Below are 15677 nucleotides of genomic sequence, written 5' to 3' on the forward strand. Positions count from 1 at the left end.
AAGCAGGAACCGCGGGACCAATGGCCCCGCGGTTCCTGTCTGATGGTGCGTTGAATCCGTGCGTTAGACCTGCGCGGCCACACCGTCGCGGGAGATGTCCACCATGTCCTCGCGCGGCACCACCTTGATGCGCTCACGCTTGACCTCCACGCCGTGCGATCCCCCGGCCTCAGTGGCAGCTGCACCCAGTGCGAGTTCGTGCGCGTCCAGCGCCAGCCAGCCTTCCCAGCTGGTGAACTTCACGCCGCGTGCGTCGAGGAGTTCGGTGACGGCGTCCTCCTCCGGTGCCGAAGCGACGGGAAGGTTTTCGCGGTCTTCCAGCAGGTAGGTGACGGTCTCCAGGGCGTCGCCCTTGGTGTGGCCGATGAGGCCGACCGGCCCGCGCTTGATCCAGCCGGTGGCGTAGATGCCAGGCACGTGGTTGCCGTCGGAGTCCAGGACGCGGCCGCCGTCGTTCACCACAACGCCCTTCTTGTGGTCGAACTCCACGTCCGGGAGGGCGGAACCAAAGTAGCCGATGGCGCGGTAGACGGCCTGGACCGGGTAGTCCACGTACTCGCCGGTGCCGCGGGCGTTGCCGGTGCCGTCCAGCTCGGTGCGCTCAAACTTGATGCCGGCCACCTTGCCCGGGGTCTCGGCGTCGTCATAGATCTCCACCGGGCTGTGCAGGAAGTGCAGGTGCAGGCGGCGGGACGCCTTGAGCTCGGAGACGTCCTCGGGCTGCTCGGCAATCCAGTTGGTGAGCGTGCCCACCATGGTCTTGGTCTGGTTGTTGGTCTGGATCTGGCGGTCCGATTCCTCGTCGAACTCGAAGTCCTCCGGGTACAGGATGATGTCCACGTCCTTGGAGTGGGACAGCTCGCGCAGCTCCAGCGGGGTGAACTTGACCTGGGCGGGGCCGCGGCGGCCGAAGACGTGCACGTCGGTGACCGGGGAAGCCTTCAGGCCGGCGTAGACGTTGTCCGGGATCTCGGTGGTGAGGAGGTCGTCGGCATGCTTGGACAAAACACGGGCCACGTCCAGGGCCACGTTGCCGTTGCCGATCACCGCGATTTCCTTGGCCTCGAGCGGCCATTCGCGCGGGACATCGGGGTGGCCGTCGTACCAGGAGACGAAGTCGGCGCCGCCGAACGAGCCCTCCAGCTCGATGCCGGGGATGTTCAGGTCCGCGTCCTTGATGGCGCCGGTGGCGAAGATGACGGCGTCGTAGTGGGTCCGGAGGTCCTCGATGGTGAGGTCAGTGCCGTAGTCCACGTTGCCGAAGAAGCGGATGTCGCCGCGGTCCAGCACCTTGTGCAGGGCGTTCACGATGCCCTTGATGCGGGGGTGGTCCGGGGCCACGCCGTAGCGGATCAGGCCGTAGGGTGCCGGGTAGCGGTCAAAGAGGTCGATGCTGACGGTCAGCTCGCCGCTTTTGACGGCTTCGCTCTTGGTGAGGATGTCGGCGGCGTAGACGCCGGCCGGGCCGGAGCCCACGACGGCGACGCGCAGCGGACGCGCAGCAGTTCCTACGGTGGTGCTGGATGACACGGCTGTGTTCCTTTTCTTCGTTCCGGCCCAACTGGCTCGCATTTGTTGTCGTTTTGACGGCTCAGAACGACAACAACTGCCAGTCAGTTGGGTGGGGCTAGGTGGTGAGGACGGTCTTGCGGGGGCTGTTCGGGGTGGTGGTGCTGTAGTCAGCGGTTTTGAAGTGCGACGGCGCGAAGGGGCTCACGCGCACCACGTCACCGATGACAATCACGGCAGGATTTGCGACGCCGGCCGCCTGGGCCTGGTCGGCGATGGAACCGAGCGTGCCAATGGTGACGCGCTGGTCCGGCAAATAGCCGTTTTCCACGATACCAACCGGAGTGTCCTGCGGCAGGCCGGCTTCGCCCAGCGCGGACGCGGATTCGCGCAGCTGGCCGACGCCCATGAGCAGGACGATCGTGTGGTCCGGACGGGCGGGTACCTCGGAGAGTTCCTCGTGGCCGGTGACCACGCTGAAGCCCTTGGCCAGGCCGCGGTGGGTGACGGGAATGCCGGCTGCTGCGGGAACGGAGATTGCCGAGGTGACGCCGGAGACCACTTCAACCTCGACGCCGTGCTGGCGGCAGTATTCGGCTTCCTCGCCGCCGCGGCCCAGCACGTAGGGGTCCCCGCCCTTGAGCCGGACAACGCGGTGTCCCTTGAGGGCTTCCTCGACGAGGATCCGGTTGATCCCAGCCTGCGGAACGGGGTGGTGGCCGGGGGTCTTGCCGACTTCGATGATCCGGACGTCCGGGGCGAGTTCGTTGAGCAGTCCGCGGGGGCCCAGGCGGTCGGCGACCACGACGTCGGCCTGGCCCAGGAGACGGCGGCCGCGGACCGTGATGAGGCCCGTATCGCCGGGACCGCCGCCAACCAGCGCGACGGATCCCTGGTGTGCGCGGCGGCGGCGCAGCGGCAGGTCGCCGGTTTCGAGGGCGGTGGCCACGGCATCGCGCACGGCCATGGCCCGCCGCGGGTCTCCCCCGGCGTTGATGGCGATCTTGACGTCGTCGACCTCCGCAACGGCGGGAGTCCAGGCGGCGGAAGCTTCATGGTTGGAGGCGTTGACGCACCAAACGCGCTGTGCCTCGGCGTCGGCCGACACCTGGGCGTCCACTGCGGAATCGCCGGTGGCGGTCTGGACGAACCACACGCCGTCGACGTCGCTGGAAAGGTAGGGCCGCGCTTCCCAGGTGAGCAGGCCGGCGCCGGCCATCTCCAGCAGCGCGGGCGAGGCAACCGGAGCCACGACGGTGACCACGGCCCCTGCGTCGAGCAGCCCCTTGGCGCGGCGGGCGGCAACGGGGCCGCCGCCCACCACCAGCACCGGGCGGCCGAGCAGCCGCAGCGCCGTGGGGTAAATGTCCTGAATTGCCATGAATCAACGGTAGGTCCGCGTCACATTCGCCCACAAAGGCCGAGCAACACCAGTTCACGTAAGGTAATGCTGCGTCACAAACGTTTAGCCGCGGCGGCGAGGAACCTGCCCCTGCGGACGATGAGGCGCTCCAGGTACCGGGCCAGGAACAGGCGCTCGACGGCGCGGCCCAGGACCCCCAGCGGGGCGGTGAACTCCACCCGGTCAACCATCAGGCTTCCCGTGGCAGTAGGCGCGAATTCGTGGACGTGCCGGAAGGCCTTGAAGGGGCCCTTGACCTGTTCGTCGGTAAAACTGCGCGGGGACGGTAAGCCCGGTTGTCACCCCTGCCACGGCCCGTCCTGGTGGGCGCCGGCGGTCCCGGGGCACTTTGGCGCGTTCCGGCGTCGAACCGGCCCTGAAACCCGGCGTGTCCGTGTCAAAGTGCCCCGGTTCCGTCAGGTCAGGGCACAGGACAGTCAGGGCACAGGACAGCAGAGAGACCGACGGCGGGACTCGCCTTCGGGCTCTCAGGGTGCCTGGGTGCGGGCTGACTTAGCGGGTGCTGCCGGCCAGGAGGCCGCGGCGGCGCAGGAGGCGCTTCTCGATGGGGCCGAACACCAGAAGCTCAATCAGGATGCCGACCGCGAGGATCAGCAGGATGGCGGCCATGACCACGCCCATGTCGGACAGGGTCCGGCCCTGGTCCAGCAGCGACCCCAGGCCGAAGCCGATGGTGCCGCCCACAGCGATGATCTCCGCGGCCATGAGGGAGCGCCAGGAGAAGGCCCAGCCCTGTTTGAGGCCGCCCAGGTAGCCCGGCAGCGCGGCCGGGAGGACAATCTGCAGGGCCATCTGCAGCCGGGACGCGCCAAGCACCGTGCCCACCCGGCGGTACTGCGGCGGGATCTGGTCCACACCGGAGATGAGCCCGTTGATAATGGACGGGATGGCGCCCATGAACACCACGAAGTACACGGTGGCGTCCGTAAGGCCGAACCAGATGATCGCCGCGGGAACCCACGCCACGGAGGGCAGGACCTGCAGTCCCGAAATGAGCGGTCCAAACGCGCGCCGCAACGGTGCCACCTGGGCCAGCAGCAGGCCGACCGGCGTGGCGATGGCCACCGAAATCAGGAAGCCCACCACGCCGCGCTGCAGCGACGTCCAGACTGATTCCTGAAACTTGCCGTCGCCCCAGAGAACGCCCAGCTGGCCAAGGACGTCCAGCGGCCCGGGAACCAGGTCGCGCCGTTTGACGCCCAGGGACACGTAGAACTGCCAGACCAGCACCAGCACCAGCAGCGCGGCTACGGGCAGGAGGATGCGGCTCCAGTCGATCCGGTGTTTGCGGTCGGCGTCGGACTGCAGCGAGTCAAGGCCGGATTCCAGCTCCCGGAGGTCCTCGTTGCCGGTGGACGTCCGGGTCAGGGCGGCATGGACTGGCTCGCGGGTTTTGGTTTCGTCGGGCTCAACCACCGGCGCGGAGCCGGACAGGGACTTACTTGGCATGGCGGCGAATCTCCTCCCGCAGCCGGGCGGTGATGACCCCGGTCAGCTGGCCGGCGAGCCCGGCGTCGGTTCGGTGTTCCTCGGTGACGGCCCATTCCTGGACCACGCGGCCGGGGCGCGAGGACAGCAGCAGGACGCGCTGGCCCAGCCGGACGGCCTCGCGGACGTTGTGGGTGACGAAGACGATGGTGCGCCCGGTTTCCTTCCAGATGCGTTCCAGCTCGTCGTGCAGCAGGTCGCGGGTGATTGCGTCCAGCGCGGCGAACGGCTCGTCCATGAGCAGCAGCTGCCGGTCCTGGGCCAGCGAACGTGCCAGCGAGACGCGCTGCCGCATGCCGCCGGAGAGCTCGTGCGGGCGCTTGTCCCCCGCCGTCCCCAGGTGCACCAGTTCCAGGAGCTCCTGGGCCTTGGCCTTGCGCTCGGCCTTGCCCACCCCGCGGAGCTTGAGGGCCAGCTCGATGTTTTCCCGGGCGGTGAGCCACGGGAAGAGGGCGGCGTCCTGGAACATGAAGGCGGCGCCGTCGCTAGGTACTTCCAGGGCGCCCGACGTCGGCGCTTCGAGTCCCGCGATGATGTTCAGGAGGGTGGATTTGCCGCAGCCGGAGGCACCGAGGAGGGCAACGAACTCGCCCTGCTTGATGTTGGCGTTGACGTCGTCCAGTACCGGGGCGCCGTCGCCGAAGCGCTTGCCCAGGTGTTCCAGTACGACTGGCATGGTGCCGTCCTTAGGTAGTGGGGGTGGGTCAGTCCTGGCCGAGTCCGGCCGCAGAAATCTTGTCGGTACCGCCGGTGACCTGGTTGAGGGCACGGAGGTCGAAGAGGCCGTTGATGTCGGCCTTCTTGGTGGTGCCGGCCTCCACGCCGTCCTGGAGGAGCTTGGAGTAGCTGCCGGCCAGGGGGTCCAGGGTGAAGGTGATGTTGGCCAGCGACCTGGTAAGGACATCTCCCGGCAGTGCTGCCCCGGCGGTTTCCTGCAGGGCGGAGTTGATGAGCTCCGCCTTCTGGCCGGCCGGCGCCGAATTGAGCCACGCTACCGATTCCGCGTTCCCCTTCAGCAGCGCCTTGACCGTGTCCGGGTGGTCCGCGGCGAACTTCTGGTTCACGATCAGGATGGTGGTGGGGAACTCGCCCGGCTTGCCGGTGCCGGTTCCGTCCCACAGGTCCTTTTCGTCCACCAGCACCTGGGCGCCGGCCTGGAGCACCAATCGTGAGGCCCACGGCTCAGGCAGCCACGCGCCGTCGAGCTTTCCGTCCTGGAACAGCTTGAGGGACTGGGCGTTGTCTGTGGGGTTGATGGCGACATCGCCGCTGCCGTCCACGTTGGTCTTGTAGCCCTGCTTGCTGAGCCAGGCCCGGAGGGCCACGTCCTGCGTGCCGCCGAGCTGCGGGGACGCGAGCGTCTTGCCCTTGAGGTCGGCGGCGGAGTTGATCCCGGGCCTGACCACCAGCTGTGCACCGCCCGCCGCGGCGCCCGCAATCACCCGCACGGACTGGCCCTGGCTCTTGGCGAACGAGTTGATGGCCGGATTGGGGCCGATGTAGGCGGCGTCGATGGCACCGGCATTCAGGGCCTCGATGGCTGCCGGGCCGGCGTTGAAGGTTTCGGTGCTGAGCCTGGTGCTGCCCAGGGCGTGCGCGAGGAACCCCTTTTTGATGCCCACCAGGGCCGCGGCGTGGGTGACGTTGCCGAAGTAGCCCAGCTTCAGTTCCGCGGCCGGGGTGGGCTCGGCGGCCTGCGCCTCGCTGTTGCGGGAAATGTTCGAGGCCACGATGGCGCCGACGGCGATCAGCAGGACCAGCCCGATGGCCAAGGCAGCCTCGACGGCGCGCCTGCGCGTGGGAACCGCGCTTTCGCCTGCCACGATGCGGGTCATCCCGGGCTTGGAACTAGTCATTGTTTCACCATAGGGAGTGGCCCAAACGCGTTCAACGACGCGGAAACGGGGGGTCACGCACGTTCATCTAGCGTCACATTTGGCCGCACTCCTGCCCTGTTTCGCAGATTCAGTTGCCTTTGACGTTGACCAGCTGCCGCAGCTTGTGCCGCACCGTGACCAGGTCCGCGGCATCCTGCATGACCTGGTCGATCGGCTTGTACGCGGCCGGGATTTCGTCAATGAAGGCCTCCGAGGCGCGGAACTCGATGCCCCGCATGGCCCGCTTCAGCTCCTCCAGCGTGAAGGCCTTCCGGGCAGCGTTCCGGGAGTACTCACGCCCCGCCCCGTGCGGTGAGGAGTTCAGCGACGCCGGGTTGCCACGGCCCACCACAACATACGACGCCGTCCCCATGGACCCGGGGATAAGTCCGGGATCTCCGGGGGCGGCTTTGATGGCGCCCTTGCGGGACACCCACACGGACTTGCCGTAGTGCGTTTCCTGCTCGGTGAAGTTGTGGTGGCAGTTGATCCGCTCGCGTTCGCGGACCGGCCCGCCCACCCAGTGGCTGAACTGGGTTCTTACGCGGTCCATCATCTCCTCCCGGTTCAGCAGGGCGAAGTGCTGGGCCCAGCGCAGCTCGGCAATGTACCGCTCGAACTGCGGGGTTCCCTCGTCCAGGTACGCGAGGTCCGGGTGCGGCAGGTATATCTGGTTCTTGCGGCTGATAAGCCGGGCGACGCCGATGTGGTGCTGGGCGATCCTGTTGCCGATGCCCCGCGAGCCCGAATGCAGGAAGAGCCACACGCCGTCGTCCTCATCTGCGGACACCTCGATGAAGTGGTTCCCCGAGCCCAGGGACCCCAGCTGCAGCTCCCACTTGGGAACGTACTGGGCAGGGTTGAAACCGGCCTTCGCGGCCCGCTGCTTCAGCTCCGCGATCCGCGGCTGCGCCGTGGGAAGGACCTGCCTGTTGTTATGCCCTGCCGATAAGGGGATGACCCGCTCGATGTCCTCCCGGAGGCGCTTGCGGTCCTTGGGCAGGTCCTTCACGGAGTACTGGGTGCGGACCGCGATCATGCCGCAGCCGATGTCCACGCCAACCGCGGCCGGAATGATGGCGCGCAGCGTGGGGATGACGGAGCCCACGGTGGCGCCCATGCCCAGGTGCGCATCCGGCATCAGCGCCAGGTGCGGGTAGATGAACGGCAGGGCCGCGGTCATCACTGCCTGCTCGCGGGTCTTGTCATCCAGGATGGACGCCCAGTTGAGGAGCTTCGGGCTGATGGTCTCCATGCTTTCGCCTCCTCTGACAACCTTACGAGACGGCAAAACCGCGGCTTGTTCGCGCGTCAGAACCTTCACGGTCCGGATCTGCGAACAAGCCGCGGTTTCGAAAGGAGTACCTAGATGCTGTAGCGCTCGTCCTCGTGGTCGCCCGGGTGGTCCTTGACCAGGCCGGCGGCCAGCGTGTTGCCGTCCAGCGGGTCGATCACCAGGAATGCGCCGGTGCGGCGGTGGTGCAGGTAGTTCTCCAGCGGCAGCGGGGCGGCGAGCCGGAGCTGCGCGTGCCCGATGTCGTTCAGTTCCAGGCTGGAGGCGCCTTCAAGCTTGAAGGTGGCCAGGTCCAGCTTGCCGGAGACGCTGCGGACCATCGCCTGCACCGTCCGGGTGCCGTGCTTGACCAGCACCTTCTGGCCTTCGCGGAGCGGCTTCGGGGACAGCCAGCACAGGGCGGCGTACAGGTCGGCGGAAGCCTCGCGGACGGTGCCGGCGGCCGCGATGGTGTCACCGCGTGCGACGTCGAACTCGTCCGCCAGCCGGATGGCCACCGACTGCGGGGCGGCGGCCTCCTGCAGGGAAGCCCCGGCAAAGTCGATGCCCACCACAGTGGTGGTCCGCGGCGACTGGCCCGGTGTCAGAACGGACACCTGGTCCCCCACCTTTACGGAGCCTTCGGTGATCTGGCCGGCGTAGGCGCGGTAGTCGCGGAAGGCCTCCACATCCAGGCCGGCGGCGACGGCGTCGGGGGCCAGGGCGCCCTGCGGCCGGATGACCAGCTGCACCGGGAAGCGGAAGCTTTCCAGGTGGCTTTCCAGTTCATCGGCGGCGGGGAGGGTCTCCAGGACCTCCAGCAGTGCGGGGCCGGTGTACCAGGGGGTGCGCTCGGAGCGCTCCACCACGTTGTCGCCGTCGAGAGCGGAGACCGGGATGACCAGGAGGTCGCTGATGCCGTCGGCGCCCAGGCCCAGTTCGCGGCCCACCTGCTGCACGTCGGCTTCGATCCCGCGGAACACGGATTCGCTGAAGTCCACCAGGTCGATCTTGTTCACGGCCACGATCACGTGCGCCACGCGCAGCAGCTGCAGCACGGACAGGTGCCGGCGGGTCTGCTCCAGCACACCCTTGCGGGCGTCAATGAGCACGACGACGGCATCCGCAGTGGACGCGCCGGTCACCGTGTTCTTGGTGTACTGCACGTGCCCGGGGCAGTCGGCCAGGATGAAGCTGCGCTGGTCGGTGGCGAAGTAGCGGTAGGCCACGTCGATGGTGATGCCCTGTTCGCGCTCGGCGCGCAGGCCATCGGTCAGCAGGGCCAGGTCGATCCCGCCCTTGTCGCCGCCGAAACCGCGGTCGGCCGAGGTGCGGGCGACGGCGTCGAGCTGGTCAGCCAGGATGGCCTTGGAATCGTGAAGGAGGCGGCCCACCAGAGTGGACTTGCCGTCGTCGACCGATCCTGCCGTGGCGAAGCGGAAGAGCGTGGTGGGCAGGGCCGTTTCCAGGTCTGCCGGGAGAACTGCTTCGGTGGTCATTAGAAGTACCCGTCCTTCTTGCGGTCTTCCATGGCGGCCTCGGAGATGCGGTCATCTGCGCGGGTGGCGCCACGTTCGGTCAGGGTGGAGGCGGCGACTTCCACCACGACGTCGGACACGGTGTAGGCGTTGGATTCCACAGCGCCGGTGCAGGACATGTCCCCCACTGTGCGGTAGCGGACGGTCTTGGTGATGACTTCCTCGCCGTCGCGGGGCTGGGACACTTCGCCCACCGCGCGCCACATGCCGTCGCGGGCGAAGACCTCACGCTCGTGGGCGTAGTAGAGGCCCGGCAGCTCGATGTTCTCGCGTTCGATGTAGCGCCAGATGTCCAGCTCGGTCCAGTTGCTGATGGGGAAGGCCCGGACGTGCTGGCCCACGGTGTGGCGGCCGTTGTAGAGGTTCCACAGCTCGGGGCGCTGGTTGCGCGGGTCCCACTGGCCGAACTCGTCGCGGAGGCTCAGGATGCGCTCCTTGGCGCGGGCCTTGTCCTCGTCGCGGCGGCCGCCGCCGAACACGGCGTCGAACTTGTTCTGCTGGATGGCGTCCAGCAGGGGGACGGTCTGCAGCGGGTTCCGGGTGCCGTCGGCGCGCTCGGCCAGCTCGCCGCGGTCGATGAACTCCTGGACGGAGCCCACCACCAGCTTCAGGCCCAGCCGCTCAACAGTGCGGTCGCGGAAGTCGATGACCTCGGGGAAGTTGTGGCCGGTGTCCACGTGCAGCACGGGGAACGGCACCTTGCCGGGCCAGAACGCCTTGGTGGCCAGGTGCAGCATCACCACGGAGTCCTTGCCGCCGGAGAACAGCAGCGCGGGCTTCTCGAACTCGGCAACAACCTCGCGGATGATGTGGATGGCCTCGGACTCCAGGGTGTCCAGGCTGGACAGGCGCGTGGATACGGCGGCGTCAGTCACCTGGGTCTCCTCGGTAAGTGAAGTGCTCATACGTGTAGTCCGCATTCTGTCTTGTCGGTTCCTGCCCAGCGGCCGGCGCGGGGGTCCTCGCCGGGTGCCACCTTGCGGGTGCAGGGCTGGCAGCCAATGGAGGGGTAGCCCTGGGAAAGCAGCGGGTTGACGGGCAGGAGGTTGTCGTCGGAGTACTGGACCAGCTGGTCGAATGTCCAGGCGGCCATGGGGTTGACCTTGACCAGGCCGTTCTTCTCGTCCCAGCCGATCAGCGGCGTGTTGGTCCGGGTGGGGGCTTCGTCGCGGCGGACGCCGGTGAACCAGAGCTCGTAGCCGGCCAGGGTGCGCTGCAGCGGGGCCACCTTGCGGAGGGCGCAGCACTGGGCGGCGTCGCGGGCAAAGAGGTCCTTGCCCAGGAGCCGGTCCTGCTGCTCCACAGTGTTTTCGGGGAGCACGTCCACCACGTTGACGCGGAGGTTCGCGGCCACCTCGTCACGCGTGGCGTAGGTTTCCGGGAAGTGGTAGCCGGTTTCCAGGAAGAGGACGTCGACGCCGGGCATCTGGTCCGCCACCAGGGCGGGCAGGACGGCGTCGGCCATGGAGCAGGCGACGGCGACGGCGGGCAGTTCGAAGTTGCGCTCCACCCAGGCGATGACATCGCGGGCAGGGGCGTCCCAGCCGAGTTCGGCCGCGCCGGCTTCAGCCAGCGCCTTGAGCTCCTCGACGGGACGCTTGGCGGGTGCGGGTGCCAGGTGTTTTGCCATTACTGCAATGCCTCCTCGTCTGCTGCGTGGGCCCATTCGGCGAAGGTCTGGCCTTCGGCACGGTCGGCCACGAACCGGCGGACCACCCGCTCCACGTAGTCGGGCAGGTCGTCCACGTACACCTTCAGGCCGCGGACGGTGCGTCCCAGCCCTGCTTCCTCGCGGTCGTTGGAAGCCAGCCCGCCGCCCAGGTGGACCTGGAAACCCGGGGAGGGGTCGCCGTCGGGCGTTGGCAGCATCATGCCCTTCAGGCCGATGTCCGCCGTCTGGATGCGGGCGCAGGAGTTGGGGCAGCCGTTGATGTGCAGCGAAAGTGCCTGCGGCAGCTCGCCGGATTCGGCGAGGTCGGCCAGGCGGCGCTCCAGCTCGGCCACGGCCGTGGCGGCGGTGTGCTTGGTCTCCACAATGGCCAGCTTGCAGTACTCGATGCCGGTGCAGGCGATGGTGCCGCGGCGGAACACGGACGGGCGGGCGGACAGGCCCAGGGCGTCCAGTTCAGCCACCAGGGGCTCAACCTGTTCCTTCTCGACGTCCAGGACCACCAGCTTCTGGTGCGGGGTGGTGCGCAGGCGCCGGGAGCCGCGGGCCTCAAGGGTGTCCGCGAGCTTGACCAGCTGGGCACCGGACAGCCGGCCGGCCAGCGGGGTGGCGCCGATGAAGAACTTGCCGTCCTTCTGCTCGTGCACGCCGATGTGGTCGCCCGGTGCGGTGGGCTTGGGCGCGGCGGGACCGTCGGCCAGCTTGTAGCCCAGGTATTCGTCCTCGAGGATCTGGCGGAACTTCTCCGGACCCCAGTCAGCCAGCAGGAACTTCAGGCGGGCCTTGGTGCGCATGCGGCGGTAGCCGTAGTCACGGAAGATGCTGGTGACGCCCAGCCACACGTCCGCGGCCTGCTCCGGCTTCACGAACGCGCCCAGGCGCTTGCCGAGCATCGGGTTGGTGGACAGCGCGCCACCCACCCACAGGTCGTAGCCGGCGCCGAATTCGGGGTGCTTCACACCAACCAGGGCGCAGTCGTTGATCTCGTGCACCACGTCCTGGCTGGGGTGGCCGGTGATGGCGGTCTTGTACTTGCGCGGGAGGTTGGACAGCAGCGGGTTGCCGATGAACCGCTCCCCCAGCTCCTCGATGAGCGGGGTGGGGTCGATGATCTCGTCCTTGGCGATGCCCGCCACGGGCGAGCCCAGGATGACGCGGGGAACGTCGCCGCAGGCCTCGGTGGTGGACAGGCCCACGCCTTCCAGGCGGTTCCAGATCTCGGGGATGTCCTCCACGCGGATCCAGTGCAGCTGGATGTTCTGGCGGTCGGTGAGGTCGGCGGAGTCGCGGGCGAAGTCCACGGAGATCTGGCCGATGACGCGCAGCTGCTCGGTGGTCAGGGCGCCGCCGTCGATCCGCACGCGCAGCATGAAGTACTTGTCCTCGAGCTCGTGCGGCTCAAGCGTTGCGGTCTTGCCGCCGTCGATCCCGGGCTTGCGCTGGGTGTACAGGCCCCACCAGCGGAACCGGCCGTGCAGGTCCTGGCCGGGGATCGCGTCGAAGCCCTCTTTGGCGTAGATGGTCTCGATACGCTCGCGCACGTTCAGGCCGTCGTCTTCCTGTTTCCAGGTTTCGTTGGCATTCAGGGGCGTCTTGCCGTCCACCTTCCACTGCCCGTGCGGCTTCGCAGCAGGACGGGACGGGCGGGCGGGGCGCTTGGTGGCAGCGGAGTCCGCGGACGCTCCGGCTAGAGCTGTATCAGTCATGCATCGACTGTAGGTCCCGCCCGAATTGCGTCACAAAGGGCCGGAAACGCTAAGTCACCTAGGGAAATATTTCGTCACGAAACGCCGGAGGGCCTTGAAGATGCCACCCTCCTGTGCATCCGCGGCGGGTGCGGCCGGGGCCGGTGCGGCGGCTTCCAGGGGTGCCGCTGCCGGTGCTTCCGCAGGGGTCCCGTTCATCGTTGCGACGGCGGCGTCGTACCTGTCCAGCGCGATGTCGGCGAGCACGGGGGACGGCAGCAGGGGTTCGGTCACGACGTCGGCTCCTGCCTTGGCGAGCTGGTCGTGGAAGAAGCCCGGCGCCAGGAGGTAGGAGGCAATCACCACCCTTCCGCCGACGTCGACGGCCCCGGCGGACTCCCCCGCCCCGGCACCTCCTTCAAGTTCCTCCCGAAGCATGGCGACGGCGTCGGGCACTGAGGGCTTGGCCGAGGCACCGTAGGCGGCCACGATCCGGTTGGACCGGAGCTCCTGAAGCTGGCGCAGCAACTCCTCCACGCTGACGGCGGCGTTGGGGTTGGACGAGCCGGCGGCGGCAAGGACGATGACGTCGTTGTCCGTGGTCCCGGCTTCGCGCAGCCGCTGGTCCAGCAGTCTGGCGAGCCGCGGGTCGGGGCCCAGCGGTGCGGCGGCCGCACTGCCCGGACGGCTCTTCACGGCCCGCGCGATGTCCACCTTCACGTGGTAGCCAACGCTGAGCAGCAAGGGAACCACCACGGCGGCCTCCCCCTCCGGCAGGCCCGCCACCACATCCACCAGGTCCGGCTGCTGGACGTCCACATAGGCTTCCCGGACGTCGAGGCCTGGCCGCAGTTCAGCAATGGCGGCGCGCAGGGCGTTGACCTCCGCGGCCCCCTGTGTGTTGGACGTCCCATGGGCACAGGCGATCATGATGGGGCTGTTCATAGGGGCTAGCGTAACGTTGGAGCCGCCCTGTCCGCCCTCTTTGAAATACCGGGACGCCCCATGACATTCGCCTTTGACAACTCCCCGGTGTGGCTGGATCTGCTGGGCGTGTTTTTCTTTGCCGTCTCGGGCTCGCTGCTGGCGGCGCGGAAGCAGATCGACATTGTGGGATCGCTGCTGCTCGCTTCCCTGGTGGGGCTCGGCGGAGGCGTCATCCGGGACATCATCCTGGCCATTGTTCCGGCGGCCTTCACCAATCCGGCGTACCTGGCCCCGCCGCTGCTGGCCACCGTGCTGGTCTTCTTCCTGTTCTCCAGCGTGCAGCGCTACACGTCCCTGCTGATCCTGTTCGACGCCGCGGGCCTGGCCTTGTTCTGCATGACCGGCACGCTCAAGGCGCTGGCCACGGGCCTTAACCCGGTGGCGTCCGTGCTGCTGGGGGTGACGACGGCGGTGGGCGGCGGGCTGCTGCGGGATATCACCGCCAATGAGGTTCCCGAACTGTTCAACCCCAAGGACATCTACGCGCTGCCGGCATTTGTAGGGGCTGCCATGACTGCCGTGCTCTGGGTCTTCGGCGTGTTCAACGTCCTGACGGCGGCCGCCATCGCGGCAGTGGTTTTCACGTTCCGGGTCCTGGCGTGGCGGCGTTCCTGGCAGGCCCCCCTCGCAGTCCGCGGGTGGCACCGGCGCGGCACCGATCCAGGGCTGTGAGTGCTGCCCCGGTGTCATTTTGGGGTGCTCCGCATTGGCTAGGATATGAGCATGACTGACATGTTCCTCGAGAAGTTCCGTGCGCTTGTTCCGAAGTATCTCGAGGATGAATGGCAGGAAGAGGACGGCCTGACCCCGGAGGAACTGGATAAGGCCCTCGCCGGGCACCAGTTCCAGATCCCCCTGGTATTGCGCGAGTTCTACCTGGCCCTTGGCGGCTGCGAGGACCTCATGGAGGCCTACCACTACTTCTGGGACCCCGAAGAGCTCGAGGTCGACGACGAGGGCTTCCTCATGTTCCTCGAGGACGAAGAGGAACAGTTCACCTGGGGCTTCCGCGTAGGAGACCTCAGCGTCCCCGATCCCATCGTGTACCGCCGCAACAATGCCCGCGGCCAGTGGAAGTCCGAGGAAGGCACCTTCTCCGAATTCGTCTTCGACATGTTCGAGTGGGCGTTCGAGGACGAAGAGGAAGAGTAGGGACTCCCCGCTTCCGGCTGGGCTGCCTTGCTGCGGTCCTGGGGCACTGCTGCGGTCCTGGGGCACTTTGACACGGACACGCCGTGATGCCAGCCTGTTTTGCCAACTGTCGCGGCCAAAGTGCCCCGCGGCCGCGGGAACTCACCGCGCACTGAATGATCCCCGCCGGCTCTGTTCCAGCACCGCCAGGACCTGGTCCACCATCACCTCGGGATGGTGGACCACATCCGCATAGCCGAACCTCAGGCAGAGACGCCCGCCAATCACTGTGGCATTGTTGCGTGCCCTGTCCTTCTTAACCTGCTTTGCCTCCAGGTGGCTGGCGCCGTCGGTTTCCACCACCAGGAAATCCTCAATCAGGAAGTCCACTTCCCCCACGCCCGGGAGCTCCACGTGCCGGCGGACATGGAGGCCGGCCCTGTGGAAGTGGTAGTTGGCCAAGACTTCCAGGAGCGAGTCCGCCCGCGGAATTACGTGATCCAGGACTGACCGGGCACGGGCGTTGCGGTTCCCGGGAAGCTTGCGCCGCAGGAAGTCCACCGTCACATCACCGCGTTGCGCGGCGCCCTGGACCATTACCAGCGCCTCCAGTTCCGGCAGGCAGTGCAGGGCATGGATGAGGACGTCGGCCAGGCCTGCCACCGGCAGCCAGGGATGGACAGGGTGGCGGATCCGGCCGTGGGTGAGGGTGCCCCGCACTGTCTTCCTGTGCCCAGGGCTCAGATGGACCACACCCGCCTTCTCCAGGGTCCACAGCTGATAAACGGGGGCAGCGGAAAGGCAGGTCACGAGCGCATTGTGCTGCAGCGCCAAACCGAGCACGCCGCCTTCCACCGGCAGGCCATAAACACCCCGCCGGACCCTCACGATGAGGCCTGCTGCCAGGAACTTGTCCACCCGCGTTCTGGAAAATCCCGCCCGGTGCAGTGCTGCAGTCCGGGCCACCCCTCCCCGGCGACGGAGAAAAGCCTCAATATCCATGGCTCCACAGTCCCCTGCACCTTGCCGCAAGCGACAGGTCCGGGCCGCGCCATGTGGAGAACCTGCAGTCGTGGGGCACTTCGACACGGACCCGC

Annotated in this window: 15 protein-coding genes; 2 read left to right on the forward strand and 13 right to left on the reverse strand. The window is 67.8% G+C overall.

The annotated features are described in order from the left end of the window. Window positions 1-63: 63 nt before the first annotated feature. The 12 genes from ACEN9K_RS16570 to ACEN9K_RS16625 all read right to left on the reverse strand — a co-directional run bounded on the left by ACEN9K_RS16570 (window position 64) and on the right by ACEN9K_RS16625 (window position 13407). Complete coding sequence (locus tag ACEN9K_RS16570; RefSeq protein WP_018769012.1) at window positions 64-1530, reverse strand: FAD-dependent oxidoreductase; 1467 nt, start codon at window positions 1528-1530, stop codon at window positions 64-66. Window positions 1531-1627: 97 nt separating this feature from the next. After that, the gene (gene cobA / locus ACEN9K_RS16575; protein WP_018769011.1) at window positions 1628-2890 is read right to left on the reverse strand and encodes a uroporphyrinogen-III C-methyltransferase; all 1263 of its coding nucleotides are present in this window, start codon (window positions 2888-2890) and stop codon (window positions 1628-1630) included. A 74-nt stretch (window positions 2891-2964) separates the two neighbouring features. Beyond that, window positions 2965-3102, reverse strand: a complete 138-nt coding sequence (locus ACEN9K_RS16580) for a hypothetical protein (protein WP_495634674.1) — start codon at window positions 3100-3102, stop codon at window positions 2965-2967. 322 nt (window positions 3103-3424) lie between these two features. Beyond that, complete coding sequence (locus ACEN9K_RS16585) at window positions 3425-4381, reverse strand: ABC transporter permease (RefSeq protein ID WP_018769009.1); 957 nt, start codon at window positions 4379-4381, stop codon at window positions 3425-3427. After that, on the reverse strand, window positions 4371-5096 hold the full coding sequence (locus ACEN9K_RS16590; protein ID WP_056393004.1) for an ABC transporter ATP-binding protein: 726 nt from the start codon (window positions 5094-5096) through the stop codon (window positions 4371-4373). The genes ACEN9K_RS16585 and ACEN9K_RS16590 overlap by 11 nt, the downstream gene beginning before the upstream one ends. Before the next feature lie 28 nt (window positions 5097-5124). Continuing rightward, entirely contained in the window at window positions 5125-6255 is a 1131-nt protein-coding gene (locus tag ACEN9K_RS16595) for an ABC transporter substrate-binding protein (protein ID WP_018769007.1), read from the reverse strand. A gap of 130 nt (window positions 6256-6385) precedes the next feature. Further along, window positions 6386-7552, reverse strand: coding sequence for an RtcB family protein (locus ACEN9K_RS16600; RefSeq protein ID WP_018769006.1), 1167 nt, complete (start codon window positions 7550-7552; stop codon window positions 6386-6388). Between the two features lie 110 nt (window positions 7553-7662). Then, the gene (locus ACEN9K_RS16605; protein WP_488315783.1) at window positions 7663-9069 is read right to left on the reverse strand and encodes a sulfate adenylyltransferase subunit 1; all 1407 of its coding nucleotides are present in this window, start codon (window positions 9067-9069) and stop codon (window positions 7663-7665) included. Further along, window positions 9069-10013, reverse strand: coding sequence for a sulfate adenylyltransferase subunit CysD (gene cysD, locus ACEN9K_RS16610; RefSeq protein ID WP_018769004.1), 945 nt, complete (start codon window positions 10011-10013; stop codon window positions 9069-9071). Before cysD ends, ACEN9K_RS16605 begins: the two co-directional genes overlap by 1 nt. After that, a complete protein-coding gene (locus tag ACEN9K_RS16615) occupies window positions 10010-10738 on the reverse strand; it encodes a phosphoadenylyl-sulfate reductase (RefSeq protein ID WP_018769003.1) in 729 nt (242 codons plus the stop codon). Before ACEN9K_RS16615 ends, cysD begins: the two co-directional genes overlap by 4 nt. Further along, window positions 10738-12483, reverse strand: a complete 1746-nt coding sequence (locus ACEN9K_RS16620; protein ID WP_495634675.1) for a nitrite/sulfite reductase — start codon at window positions 12481-12483, stop codon at window positions 10738-10740. The genes ACEN9K_RS16615 and ACEN9K_RS16620 overlap by 1 nt, the downstream gene beginning before the upstream one ends. A 54-nt stretch (window positions 12484-12537) precedes the next feature. Continuing rightward, the gene (locus ACEN9K_RS16625) at window positions 12538-13407 is read right to left on the reverse strand and encodes a sirohydrochlorin chelatase (protein ID WP_495634676.1); all 870 of its coding nucleotides are present in this window, start codon (window positions 13405-13407) and stop codon (window positions 12538-12540) included. 60 nt (window positions 13408-13467) lie between these two features. Here ACEN9K_RS16625 and ACEN9K_RS16630 point away from each other — a divergent pair, with 60 nt between their 5' ends. Both ACEN9K_RS16630 and ACEN9K_RS16635 read left to right on the forward strand, forming a co-directional pair. Then, window positions 13468-14121, forward strand: a complete 654-nt coding sequence (locus ACEN9K_RS16630) for a trimeric intracellular cation channel family protein (RefSeq protein ID WP_018769000.1) — start codon at window positions 13468-13470, stop codon at window positions 14119-14121. Window positions 14122-14172: 51 nt separating this feature from the next. Further along, window positions 14173-14601 (forward strand): hypothetical protein, encoded by a 429-nt coding sequence (locus ACEN9K_RS16635; protein ID WP_056392997.1) that lies wholly within the window; start codon window positions 14173-14175, stop codon window positions 14599-14601. Between the two features lie 141 nt (window positions 14602-14742). Here the strand turns inward: ACEN9K_RS16635 and ACEN9K_RS16640 are convergent, their stop codons facing one another. Further along, on the reverse strand, window positions 14743-15582 hold the full coding sequence (locus tag ACEN9K_RS16640) for a type IV toxin-antitoxin system AbiEi family antitoxin domain-containing protein (protein ID WP_495634677.1): 840 nt from the start codon (window positions 15580-15582) through the stop codon (window positions 14743-14745). Window positions 15583-15677 lie beyond the last annotated feature (95 nt).

The sequence above is a fragment of the Pseudarthrobacter sp. Pseusp20 genome, from assembly GCF_059492155.1.

What these genes read in the sequence shown, in the direction of transcription:
- cobA (WP_018769011.1), bottom strand. Translation starts at nt 2,890, where the DNA reads ATGGCAATTCAGGACATTTACCCCACGGCGCTGCGGCTGCTCGGCCGC.
- ACEN9K_RS16580 (WP_495634674.1), bottom strand. Translation starts at nt 3,102, where the DNA reads ATGGTTGACCGGGTGGAGTTCACCGCCCCGCTGGGGGTCCTGGGCCGC.
- ACEN9K_RS16585 (WP_018769009.1), bottom strand. Translation starts at nt 4,381, where the DNA reads ATGCCAAGTAAGTCCCTGTCCGGCTCCGCGCCGGTGGTTGAGCCCGAC.
- ACEN9K_RS16590 (WP_056393004.1), bottom strand. Translation starts at nt 5,096, where the DNA reads ATGCCAGTCGTACTGGAACACCTGGGCAAGCGCTTCGGCGACGGCGCC.
- ACEN9K_RS16595 (WP_018769007.1), bottom strand. Translation starts at nt 6,255, where the DNA reads ATGACCCGCATCGTGGCAGGCGAAAGCGCGGTTCCCACGCGCAGGCGC.
- ACEN9K_RS16600 (WP_018769006.1), bottom strand. Translation starts at nt 7,552, where the DNA reads ATGGAGACCATCAGCCCGAAGCTCCTCAACTGGGCGTCCATCCTGGAT.
- ACEN9K_RS16605 (WP_488315783.1), bottom strand. Translation starts at nt 9,069, where the DNA reads ATGACCACCGAAGCAGTTCTCCCGGCAGACCTGGAAACGGCCCTGCCC.
- cysD (WP_018769004.1), bottom strand. Translation starts at nt 10,013, where the DNA reads ATGAGCACTTCACTTACCGAGGAGACCCAGGTGACTGACGCCGCCGTA.
- ACEN9K_RS16615 (WP_018769003.1), bottom strand. Translation starts at nt 10,738, where the DNA reads ATGGCAAAACACCTGGCACCCGCACCCGCCAAGCGTCCCGTCGAGGAG.
- ACEN9K_RS16620 (WP_495634675.1), bottom strand. Translation starts at nt 12,483, where the DNA reads ATGACTGATACAGCTCTAGCCGGAGCGTCCGCGGACTCCGCTGCCACC.
- ACEN9K_RS16625 (WP_495634676.1), bottom strand. Translation starts at nt 13,407, where the DNA reads ATGAACAGCCCCATCATGATCGCCTGTGCCCATGGGACGTCCAACACA.
- ACEN9K_RS16630 (WP_018769000.1), top strand. Translation starts at nt 13,468, where the DNA reads ATGACATTCGCCTTTGACAACTCCCCGGTGTGGCTGGATCTGCTGGGC.
- ACEN9K_RS16635 (WP_056392997.1), top strand. Translation starts at nt 14,173, where the DNA reads ATGACTGACATGTTCCTCGAGAAGTTCCGTGCGCTTGTTCCGAAGTAT.
- ACEN9K_RS16640 (WP_495634677.1), bottom strand. Translation starts at nt 15,582, where the DNA reads ATGGATATTGAGGCTTTTCTCCGTCGCCGGGGAGGGGTGGCCCGGACT.